Origin of the sequence: Nostoc sp. (genome assembly GCF_036917535.1) — a bacterium.
In the GTDB taxonomy this organism is placed as follows: domain Bacteria; phylum Cyanobacteriota; class Cyanobacteriia; order Cyanobacteriales; family Nostocaceae; genus Nostoc.
In genome coordinates this window covers 1-10,588 of record NZ_JBALDA010000055.1, presented here as the reverse complement: position 1 = coordinate 10,588, position 10,588 = coordinate 1, and the positions used below count along the sequence as shown (strand labels likewise).

Sequence of the window (10,588 nt, the reverse complement as noted above, 5' to 3'; positions counted from 1 at the left end):
TGTCTCTTCTTTTACTTGAGATCGAACGATTAATTCCTCTTACACGTAGTTGTGGTTTTGACATCCATATTTACACGTCCAAGATATGAGTATACTTATGTATACATTTTTCAGCCAATAATGTGAAGAGTATGCAAAGATGAGTATTTAAGTATAGACATCTAAGTATTATATTGACTATGGAGTTATTTTGAGGCTCTTAAAATATTCTCTATTTTTAAGCTAGACGCCCATAGATAACAGCCTATAAGGAAAGCATCAAAATCTTTTTTTCGATTAAGAGTCAACTGTTGATTATTTTATCTTTTAGTAAGACTTAGGCGCTAGTAAAAAATAAATATGAAGGATAAATTTTAGCCATTGAAGCTGAACTTTTCGATACTTAAAAGAGTGATTTTTATTCAAAAAGGATGATAAAAAAAGCCTGAAATGACCATTTATCGCAAATTCACACGCTAATTAATTTATGCAGTGTTTAAGACTTAAATAGTTTGAGATTCTTAAAATAAGTATATGTAAAAACCTTAGAATCGGGGAAATTTTTGCTAAATTTACTGTTCCTCAAGGGTGACGTATAGAACTGATTCAGGTATCGACTTATGATTTTGGTGGCGGGTTGTCAACACCTTCACTTAAAACAAGTCAGTTTACCATTGGAACATCTGCAACCACAACCGATCAACGATTGATCTATGACTTTTCTACGGGTGCATTGTTCTTTGACCAGGACGGCAGTGCATCTGGGTTTACTCAGGTAAAATTTGCACAACTATCTGGTGGTTTAACACTAACTGAAAAGAACTTTGTAGTAGTTTAATCGTCATTAAACCTGTTGCAAAAATCCTTGAATCACCCCTCCCCAACCCTGCCCTTGTAAAGGCTATGCATTATAAACATCTTTCTTAACAGAAAATTTGACAAGAGCGAGAAATTGTGTGGTGTCTAAACCGAGAGGGAAAATCTACCAAAGTCAACAAATGGAACAATGGATCACAAAAGAACTAGAAACAACAGAATTAGGGGACATCAGAAGAACCAAACGATTGATGAAAATCGTAGAAAATTTAACTGCAAAACCAGAAGCCAGTGTTCCGCATGCTAGTGGGACATGGGCGGCAACTAAAGCCACCTATGACTTTTGGAATTCACCCGACATCAAACCATCGATGATTAGACTCTTGACATATTCATGGGACAGTAGAGAGAATTGCCCAGCATAGGGTGGTGTTGGCGATTCAAGATACCACAGAACTCAGGCTCACTTACTTAGCTCGTTGTCAACCTGATACCAGTTGTCAACAAGTTTTAGAACCACACGAGTGGCAAGTCCTCTATGCCACCTTACATCACCAACTTTATTCTCACAAAGCACCACCCACTCTGGCTGAAGTTGTCAATTGGATTGCTCGACGGGCGTGGGTTTTTAGACCGTAAAGGCGATGGCTCTCCTGGTGTGAAAGTTCTCTGGTGTGGCTTGACTCGATTACATGATCTTGTTCAAGGTTGGGAAGTTTGTCAGTCTCTCAATCGTTTATTATCATCCCATCCTTGAGTCAGTTTGTTTAACCTTTTCACTCTTGTATTTGTGATTATTAGACTTTGATCTACTCTCAACCATGAGAAAATGATATTTTTTGCGTCTTTGTTGATTCTAGTCAGCTATTTTCTAGAGTCAATCATGATTTTTTACCTCTCTACTCCATACATAACTGCTTTCTTTTGTCAAACTTTCTGTTAAGAAAGATGTTTATAATGCATAGCTTTATAAGGCAGGATTAAGGAGGATTAAGGGGGGTAATTTGACTTGTGTGTACACCGTAGTTGTAAAGGGGAGGGGCAAGATTTCAAGTTTCCCCCAATATATCGGGGAACCACTGCGTTGCGGTGAGGGGGTCGCAGTCTTGGCGGTTCCCATCGATTGCGAACCCCCGAACCCGAAGGGAGGTTCCCGACGCTCAAGTACTCGCTAACGCTGCGCTATCCGTTGTAGCAAGTGGCGTGAGATTAAGGGGGGTCTATTCGACTTATGCAAGAGGTCTACTTATATACATATAAACAAATTAGTAGTATCAAAAGCATTAATCCAGAATGAAGAACTCTAACAATATAATAAGTTTTAATAACTTTTAGCTAAAATTGATATTTTTCAAGTCGTCTTTGGGCAAAAAACCTTGTAAGTATCTAGATACTTAGGGAATTTGGGGGTGACATGAACAACAGAGCAAACCAAAGGCATGAAGAACATTATGTAATAAAATATTTCTGTATATTCAACCGAATGTTGATTTTCGTTGCAGAGATATTTATGTCACGCAGCCTTGTTGCTAGAAAGATAATACTGCGGTTGTTCCGAAATTTCCAGTATCCCAAACTTTCCTGGCTAAGGCTTAAACACTCATCTGTGAAAACCCAAGCTGTTCTTCTACCTGACAATGAAGCAGAAAGGCTCAAAGCGCTGGTAGACTACAATATTCTAGATACCCTACCCGAACAAGCATTTGATGACCTAACTGCTATTGCTGCCTACATTTGTAAGACTCCAATTGCTTTAATTAGCTTAGTTGATAGCAATCGCCAATGGTTTAAATCTAAGGTTGGACTAAAAAGTAGCGAAACACCCAGAGATTGGTCCTTTTGCTCCCATGCCATTCTTCAACCAAAGGATATATTAGTGGTTCCCAACACCATCAAAGATGATCGCTTTAATAACAATCCCTTAGTTAAAGGTAATCTCAAAATTCGTTTTTATGCTGGTGTCCCTCTAATTACACCTGATGGTTTTCCAATTGGGACGTTGTGTGTTCTTGATACCATTCCTCATCACCTAAGTTATCAGCAGTTAGATGCACTGCGCCGCCTAAGTCGTCAGGCGATCGCTCAAATGGAACTTATTCAGGAAGTTCGCAACCGCAAACAAGCAGAGATCGAAGGAAGACAATTATTGCTGACTGATGAACTCACAGGTTTGTATAACCGACGTGGTTTCTTCCTAATGGCTGCACAGCAGCTGAAAATTGCTCACCGCATGAAAGTGTTTTGCTGGGTTATGTTCATTGATTTAGATGGGCTAAAACAGATTAACGACACCCTTGGTCATGACATGGGAGATGCCTTGATTATTGATGCTGGTCGATTACTTAAGCAAAGTTTTCGGAAATCGGATATTGTTGCCCGCTTGGGTGGTGATGAGTTCATTGTTTTCATCTATAGCTACTTTAAGGACGCTGATAGTATCCAAGCCCGTCTACAAGTAAATATCGCCAACTTTAATCAACAGCAAAACCGTAGCTATAAACTTTCGATGAGTATCGGGATAGAGCGTTACTCACCAGAGAGCAATATGTCATTAGAACAACTAATCGCCAAGTCTGATGAATTAATGTATGCTCACAAGCGCCTCAAGCGGCAATCTCTTACATGAAGCGGTATCGTGTCTCTGAAAAAAGGGAACTCTTAAACCCCGTCCATTTTGAAACCTGGAGTTTTTAAGGAGAGTGTATTATTCGGTCGTGGCTTGAGCTCTTTTACCCAAAACGGAAAGAAACCAAGTTTTAGTTGCACAAGTTGGTGTCATAACAAGTTCGCTTGATTAATATATGATTCCCACATCTGTGCTTCCCTTGCTGCCACTGCTTCCCCGGCAACGTCTAATTTACTACCTGGCTGCCATGACTGCGGGGGTCATCTTGATTCGCCGTTGGTGCTACTGGGGCTGAAAATTTGGAAACTTTGCCGCTAGCTTGAGCATAAGGGAGAGAGGAACCAGTAACCAAAGCTTCTAAGTTACTAGCCATAATCGTCCGGGGTTGATCGCCGATCGCTTGAGCGATGGTTTCCCCTTGCTGATTCAAAAATACAAAATGGGGAATCCCATCCACCCGATATCTCAGCATTTCCGGCAGCCACTTGGTGTTATCTACATTCAGCATGACAAAATTCATTTTGTCAGCATACTCTGTTTCCAGTTGAGTGATATCTGGTGCCATTTTCTGGCAGACAGTACACCAATCAGCATAAAACTCTACTAAAGATGGTTTGCCATTGCTGACGGCTACTTCTAAGGGTGTAGAAGTCTCGCTTAACTTGGCTAGAGTTGCCGAGGTTGTTTCAGTTCGCAATCCTAAGACAAGGGAAACGCTAAGAGCGATCGCTACCATTACAATTAAAAAGTTTCTCAGACGCTTCCCAAATGTGGATTCAAGTTTTTCGGGAGAATTAGTAGGTGAATCAGTACTCATAACAGCATTATTAAAACTTATTAGGCAATTTCTTCTTTAGTTTAGCTGACTCCAGACACTCTATAATTTCTCCAGCTTTGGAAGCTTAAACTGGGGATTGGGCATAAGAGGAAGAGGAGGCAGGAGGCAGGAGGCAAAAGTTCTTTAATTTTGAATTTTGAATTTTGAATTTTGAATTGATTTCTCCCCTGCTCCCCTGCTTTCCAATCCCGAAGCGCCTATTTAATTCACTTACAAAATTGCTCCAGTTTCCTTCAAATAAACCCGCGTAAATGGTTCATCTTCACCCAAGGTATAATCTTCAATCAATCCTTTGCGACGAATAGAAATATCGTTGCCTTTTCTAATCACTACAGTCGAACCATCGAAAACATCTCGTGCCAAAAGCATCTCAGTTTCGGTGGGATTATCCAAAACTACGATATTACTATTCTGGTAAAATACGCCCTGTTCTTCGAGGATGTCTTCAGGGTACTCGGCAATTAACAAATCAACTTTGGGATGACGCAGCAAAGTTTGGACATTACTGTTGTAATCTTTGCTTAATACTTTTTTCGAGCGATTCACAAAAATGTCATCACGACAAACAGCACCTATTGTCAAGTTAGGATTTTGCAAAAGGATATGGTCAATCGTCGCTTGTAGTTCTTCAACTGAGATTTTGTTAAAGGTAATAATTGGTATCCTGGCATCTGTACCCGACTCAAAAAAGGTCTCTAAAATATGAGAAGGTACATCAACACTTTCACCAACAGAAGGTTTAAGATGCATTAAAACGCCTGGTGCAGCATTGATTTCCAGGATGGCAAAGTTACTGGACTTCCAAGATTCTGCAAGACTTTTGGTGATTACATCAATCCCCAGGCAAGTCAGTTGGAAATGTTGGGCAATATCTTGCGCCAAGATAATATTGTCAGCATGAACTGTCGAGGTTGCATCGATACTCATACCTCCGGCTGAAAGATTGGCAACTTTACGCAGGAAAACAGTGCGTTCTTTCTCAATCACACTGTCTAATGATAAGCGCTGTTCCTCTAGGTAGAGTTCCATCGCTTCATCGATCTGAATTTTACTCATCGGCGAAGTTGGCGTGTCTAAACGTGCAGGTTTGCGGTTCTCTTGGTGAATTAACTCTGCAAGCGTTAAATACCCATCACCCACAACTGATGCTGGACGGCGTTCTGTGGCGGCGACAAATCGACCATTGACACACAGCATACGAAAATCCGATCCTGAGATGCTTTTCTCAACAATTATTCGGGTTTGCTGATTTTCGGGAATCGCTGCTAGTGCCCGATTATAAGCAGATATCAGTTCTTTTGAGTCTTGCACATCAGCCGTAACGCCAATTCCTTTGTGACCTACCACTGGCTTAACTGCCACTGGGTAGCCAATTTCTCTTGCTGCTGCCAAGGCTTCTTTCTCGGAAAAGACAATACTACCTTCAGGCACTGGGAAACCCAAGGTTTTTAAAAAAGCTTTACAATCATCTTTGCGGGTAGTAAACTCCGAATCTAGATGGCTATCACAGTTAAATGTTGTTGCTACCCCCCGGACGTGTTTTCTTCCCAAGCCGTATTGCATTAATCCTTCTTCCCACAAATAAAAGGCGGGAATACCTTTCTCATAAGCTGTTCGCAATAGGGCGTAAACTGTGGGGCCACCATAGATAGATGCGCGAAATCTATCTTGCAACTTTATCAGTTGCTCATCAAAGGCAAAGTCTTCATCTTGGGTAATGGCTTCAAACCAATCCCAAACAAAGTAGACTACCTCTCTAGTTGTGCGTTCATGTAGTGATTGAATGCTAATCCGTGTGAAATTTGGATATGGCTTAACACTCCAGCGGTTAAGGTGTAAATCCATGTCCAATTTTCCGGCTTCGGACACAACTTGGGCAAAGAGATGGGCATAAGATTCGTAGGTTTGATCGCGAATATTTGGATAGCGATCGCCAATGCTGGCAATATAATCTTCAATGGGCAAAGGCTCTCTAGAGTCAATTAGAGTAAAATCAAATACTAGAGCCCCTACATCTAAATAAGGGTTGGGGCCAAGGTAATGCTTGAAGTTGAAAATATCGAATACATCCGTTCTTCTAGCATTAATCCGGACTAATTCACTGCTTTTTTGTAGAACCATTGATTACAAACCTTCAGCTAAACACCCTGAATTTTTAATGCTGAGTTGTAGTTACTCAGACTTACTGATTGTAGATTGACTCACGTTAATTTTGGAGAGTGATGGCTTTGCCACTGAGCTAATCAGAACCCACGTTAACTTTATTACTAAGCATTTTTAACTATCTTAAGGCATAATTTAATTCCCATTCTTCTGCCAGGAATAAAGAACAGTCAATTCATCCTCATGAATAATCAAAGATATAACCTCTGAAAGGTGTAACACTCATCCAAGAATTGTATAAATAGATATAATGCATTAATAAAGACAGCATAAAAAACAGCAAAGTTATGAATAGCACACAAGCTGCTCTAAGAGATAAGATTCGAGAACTTGCTGACGAAGCTTTTCACCAAAAGCTGATCTCTGGACATGGAGATGGGGAAGACATGAATGAGTATCAAATTGTCTACCAAGGCAAACCCAGGCATCTCCCACTAGAACAAGCACGTTTTTTCTTAACTAACTTGCTTTACAGAAGTCGGGTTCATTAGGACTTATCATCATATATCTAAATTGCATCTAGCTAGTACCGCTGCGCGGAAGTCAAAAGGAGCCAGTGCGTTGGGGAGACAGCGCCGTAGTGAGGCAGTCGCTTAGAGGGGGTTCCCCCCAGGAGGAACTGCCGAAAGGGTTTCCCGACTTGAGGCGACTGTCGTCGGCTATGCCGACAGCAAGCAACTGGCTCTCAAAAATCAAAAGTCATAAAGTATTGTATTCCGGGCTTTCGCGTCATTTTAAATGGTATATTTATTTACGCCGTGTTGTACTAGAGTCGATATCAATCACTTGCATCGCACGAGAAATCTCCAATCGAAAATTAGCAATATAGCCAACAATGCCTCTAGAAAATACTTCTAGAGGCAGTTGACATTGTGAATTGTATTTAGTTAAGTGAAAAATTATCTAATTTTTCGGAAAAGTATTTTGGTCTAATTGCGATGTCTAACGACAGGCCCTCCGGGTGCGCCAGTCGCTTATGGGGGAGACCCCTAAGACCGCGCTGGCTTACCGCTTTGCGTCTACGCAAATGTTAACCCTACTTTTATCAAGTAATCTATCAAAGGGATGATTTGATACATTGAATTGTCATGTTTTAGTGATATTTATTAACTCAAATCCAGGGGGCATCATGGTGGAAAGTAATATCAAAAAGCAGTTAGTAATTATTGGGGGAGCCGAAGACAAAGAGGGAGATTCCGTAATTTTGCGGGACTTTGTACGACGCGCTGGGGGTACAAAGGCATATATTGTAATTCTGACAGCAGCCACAGAGCTACCAAGAGAAGTGGGAGAAAATTACATCAGAGTGTTTGAGCGGCTGGGAGCGGAAACTGTTCGCATCATTGATACAGAAACCCGTGAAGATGCATCTTCATCTACCGCATTGGAAGCTATTAGTAAAGCAACTGGGGTATTTTTTACAGGGGGAGATCAAGCGCGTATTACCAACATCCTCAAGGACACCGAAATCGATATGGCGATTCACAAGCGGTTCTCTGAAGGTGTAGTTATCGCAGGCACAAGTGCTGGAGCTGCCGTGATGCCAGACGTAATGATTGTGGAAGGCGACTCAGAAACACATCCTCGAATTGAAACTGTCGAAATGGGCCCAGGTATGGGATTTTTACCAGGGGTAGTAATTGACCAGCATTTTTCCCAACGGGGACGCTTAGGACGTTTAATATCAGCTTTGATACTACAGCCTGCTGTGTTGGGATTTGGTATTGATGAAAATACCGCTATGGTAGTGATAGATAACCAAATTGAAGTAATTGGTGCAGGTGCGGTTACAATTGTTGATGAATCAGAAGCTACATATAACAATATGGGCGAAATTTTGAAAGATGAGTCTTTGGCGATTTGTGGAGCAAAGCTTCATATTTTGCCACATGGCTTCAAATTTGACCTAAAAACTCGTCAGCCTATCCTAAATAATGGCTCTGTACCAAATAACTCTCAACCACTTGCTTCAGTTAACACTTAACTTTTAGCAAGTGTATTTAAACTGAAAGTTTTATCTAATCGCTGTAATACATCTGCTTACGAAACATTCAGGCAGGGGTATTACAGTTTTAACAATCTAATATAAGCTGATGCGCGAAAATAATTTACGATTTACGTATCATACAGTTCTTTCTTTTGCCTTTTTACTTTTTACTTTTGCCTTGTTCGGTCAAGGCGATTTCGTTAAACTATAAAAGCTGTCAGAACGAATCTGACTGCCATTTCGCCAAACTTCCACTTTTTCTGGAGTGACTAAATAATAAAAACTCCCATTATCTGCTCGATATTTGCTTTTACCAATATTCAAAGCTGTTATTTTTATAGGCTTGCTTGGGTCTTGCTTCAATTGCCCAATATAAAACAACTGACCATTTTCTTCACAGACTTTTACATGAATGGTTGCTGTCTCACCTTCAATGATGGTAACTCCATTGCATTTAGTATCAGCGCTTACAGGTGCAAAACCTATTGGAATTGGCTGTGAAGGTGAAATTTGATTTGCTGCTGGGGGTACCGAGACTGGACGGTTCGGGTTATCCACTTGCTGAATTTTAGAACCAAAGCCAACACTTGCAGTTACGGATGTCAACAAACGAAGGGGGTCAACTGCTACTCGACCATTTGGATGAACTTCAAAGTGCAGATGAGGTGCTGTACTATTGCCTGTAGATCCCATCTCGGCAATAATTTGACCTTGAATGACCTGTTGACCCTTGCTCACCAACAAACGGCGATTGTGGCCATAAACAGTAATGCTGTCATCGAGATGTTTAATAGTTATGGCATTTCCTAATCCCCAATTATCCCAACCTGCTTTAACAACTGTACCGGATGCCGCAGCAACAACAGGAGTTCCAGAGGCTCCGGCAATATCAATTCCTTCATGTTGATATTTGCGAAAGCCTTGAGAAATAAACCCTTTAGTTGGCCAGATTAAGTTAGAAGTAGGGATAGAAGTTTGCCCAATTGGGGAATTGCCTGTCAATTGTGTTAATGCAGATGTAGCTGTACTTAATACAGCAGTTAAGGATATTAACCCAACTAGTCCATAAGTACGGTATCGATAAATTATAGCTTTTTTCATAAGTTGTAAGTCTATTAAAACAATAATTCAGACACTTTCTGATTATTTGTTGTTTCAAGCTTACTCGGAAAATATCAGGAAGTCTTTAGTGAAATATTTAGGTAAAAAGAAGATGTACAAACCCATTTCTTCCCACTTTGACCATAATTGCTGAACTTCTTGACATCGATGTATTGGACCGTTATACTGTACGATTACTCTGACACGTCCTGTTTTTTGAGCTTCGGCTGCTTCTGTGTCCATCATCTGAATATAAGATTTGCGCGAAACACCGCCTATCACCAGACCGTAAACAAAACTAATTAAGTACTTAAAAATGGATAGAGATGTTATGATCTCAAACACTACTTTGTTGCCAAACAAGCTCTACAAAATCACTACTACAGAAGGTGAATCATTAGGCGATTGTTTTTACATTGGCGAGACTGATATATCTTATATTTTTCATTCTGCTGCTATTCTCGGATCAGAAATAAAAATCCCAAAAACGGCAATACCGGGGGTAGTTATTACAAACTGATTTTTACTGAGTGAATAGACGCGATCGCATATCCAGAGACATTACCCAAACGCAATCGCAGTTTGAAGTTTGAAGTTTTGTAAACTCTTACGTCATCAACTGGAGGCGCTCTATTTCGTGGAGAGTTTTTGAAGTTGTTCTTGGGCAAGTTGGCTTAATTTAACATCATTGTTTAATTCCAAAACTTTCTTGAAGTCAACTACAGCATTATCTTTACTGCCCTTATTTTTGTAAGCAAGCCCTCGGTTGTAGTAAGAGTTAGTGATGGTAGGGTCAAGTTTCAGGGCTTGGTTACAGTCAGTAATGGCGCTATCATTATCTCCCTTCTTACGGTATGCCTCACACCGACTGTCATAAGCGTTAGCATCCTTAGGATAAAGTTGGACAGCTTTGTTGAAGTCAGCAATGGCGCGGTCGTAGTCTTCCTTCTTAAGGTAAGCATACGCTCGGTTGTTGTAAGCTAGGGCGAAGTTGGGGTCAATTTTCAGGGCTTGTTCGTAGTTAGCAATGGCGTAATTGTAGTCTTTTTTGTTACTGAAAGCTAACCCTCGGTTGTTG

Annotated in this window: 12 protein-coding genes; 7 read left to right on the top strand and 5 right to left on the bottom strand. The window is 40.6% G+C overall.

The annotated features are described in order from the left end of the window. The first annotated feature begins 616 nt into the window (after positions 1-616). From V7K56_RS18230 to V7K56_RS18215, 5 genes are all read left to right on the top strand, one after another. Positions 617-817, top strand: a complete 201-nt coding sequence (locus tag V7K56_RS18230) for a hypothetical protein (RefSeq protein ID WP_334912274.1) — start codon at positions 617-619, stop codon at positions 815-817. A 121-nt stretch (positions 818-938) separates the two neighbouring features. Continuing rightward, complete coding sequence (locus V7K56_RS18225) at positions 939-1,220, top strand: IS4/Tn5 family transposase DNA-binding protein (RefSeq protein WP_334912273.1); 282 nt, start codon at positions 939-941, stop codon at positions 1,218-1,220. Between the two features lie 7 nt (positions 1,221-1,227). After that, on the top strand, positions 1,228-1,434 hold the full coding sequence (locus V7K56_RS18220; RefSeq protein WP_334912272.1) for a hypothetical protein: 207 nt from the start codon (positions 1,228-1,230) through the stop codon (positions 1,432-1,434). Beyond that, positions 1,334-1,552, top strand: coding sequence for an IS4 family transposase (locus V7K56_RS37130; protein WP_442940093.1), 219 nt, complete (start codon positions 1,334-1,336; stop codon positions 1,550-1,552). The genes V7K56_RS18220 and V7K56_RS37130 overlap by 101 nt, the downstream gene beginning before the upstream one ends. Before the next feature lie 753 nt (positions 1,553-2,305). Further along, positions 2,306-3,421 (top strand): sensor domain-containing diguanylate cyclase, encoded by a 1,116-nt coding sequence (locus tag V7K56_RS18215; RefSeq protein ID WP_334912271.1) that lies wholly within the window; start codon positions 2,306-2,308, stop codon positions 3,419-3,421. A 226-nt stretch (positions 3,422-3,647) separates the two neighbouring features. Here the strand turns inward: V7K56_RS18215 and V7K56_RS18210 are convergent, their stop codons facing one another. Then, the gene (locus V7K56_RS18210; protein WP_334912270.1) at positions 3,648-4,238 is read right to left on the bottom strand and encodes a thioredoxin family protein; all 591 of its coding nucleotides are present in this window, start codon (positions 4,236-4,238) and stop codon (positions 3,648-3,650) included. Positions 4,239-4,469: 231 nt separating this feature from the next. Beyond that, positions 4,470-6,380: an ATP-binding protein gene (locus V7K56_RS18205; RefSeq protein ID WP_334912269.1), complete on the bottom strand. Its 1,911-nt coding sequence runs from the start codon at positions 6,378-6,380 to the stop codon at positions 4,470-4,472. Between the two features lie 329 nt (positions 6,381-6,709). Between V7K56_RS18205 and V7K56_RS18200 the strand changes: the two genes are divergently transcribed. Next, positions 6,710-6,913, top strand: a complete 204-nt coding sequence (locus tag V7K56_RS18200) for a hypothetical protein (RefSeq protein WP_334912268.1) — start codon at positions 6,710-6,712, stop codon at positions 6,911-6,913. A 638-nt stretch (positions 6,914-7,551) separates the two neighbouring features. Beyond that, complete coding sequence (locus V7K56_RS18195) at positions 7,552-8,406, top strand: cyanophycinase (protein ID WP_334912267.1); 855 nt, start codon at positions 7,552-7,554, stop codon at positions 8,404-8,406. A 189-nt stretch (positions 8,407-8,595) separates the two neighbouring features. Here V7K56_RS18195 and V7K56_RS18190 read toward each other — a convergent pair whose 3' ends face one another. From V7K56_RS18190 to V7K56_RS18180, 3 genes are all read right to left on the bottom strand, one after another. Beyond that, positions 8,596-9,510: a M23 family metallopeptidase gene (locus V7K56_RS18190; protein WP_334912266.1), complete on the bottom strand. Its 915-nt coding sequence runs from the start codon at positions 9,508-9,510 to the stop codon at positions 8,596-8,598. Positions 9,511-9,570: 60 nt separating this feature from the next. After that, a complete protein-coding gene (locus tag V7K56_RS18185; RefSeq protein ID WP_334912265.1) occupies positions 9,571-9,756 on the bottom strand; it encodes a hypothetical protein in 186 nt (61 codons plus the stop codon). Between the two features lie 384 nt (positions 9,757-10,140). Beyond that, positions 10,141-10,588 (bottom strand): tetratricopeptide repeat protein (locus tag V7K56_RS18180; protein WP_334912264.1); only part of this gene is annotated, 448 nt, incomplete at its 5' end.

Bases quoted from the DNA above. Each gene is read 5' to 3' on its own strand.
- V7K56_RS37130 (WP_442940093.1), top strand. From the start codon at position 1,334: ATGCCACCTTACATCACCAACTTTATTCTCACAAAGCACCACCCACTC.
- V7K56_RS18215 (WP_334912271.1), top strand. From the start codon at position 2,306: ATGTCACGCAGCCTTGTTGCTAGAAAGATAATACTGCGGTTGTTCCGA.
- V7K56_RS18210 (WP_334912270.1), bottom strand. From the start codon at position 4,238: ATGAGTACTGATTCACCTACTAATTCTCCCGAAAAACTTGAATCCACA.
- V7K56_RS18205 (WP_334912269.1), bottom strand. From the start codon at position 6,380: ATGGTTCTACAAAAAAGCAGTGAATTAGTCCGGATTAATGCTAGAAGA.
- V7K56_RS18200 (WP_334912268.1), top strand. From the start codon at position 6,710: ATGAATAGCACACAAGCTGCTCTAAGAGATAAGATTCGAGAACTTGCT.
- V7K56_RS18195 (WP_334912267.1), top strand. From the start codon at position 7,552: ATGGTGGAAAGTAATATCAAAAAGCAGTTAGTAATTATTGGGGGAGCC.
- V7K56_RS18190 (WP_334912266.1), bottom strand. From the start codon at position 9,510: ATGAAAAAAGCTATAATTTATCGATACCGTACTTATGGACTAGTTGGG.
- V7K56_RS18185 (WP_334912265.1), bottom strand. From the start codon at position 9,756: ATGATGGACACAGAAGCAGCCGAAGCTCAAAAAACAGGACGTGTCAGA.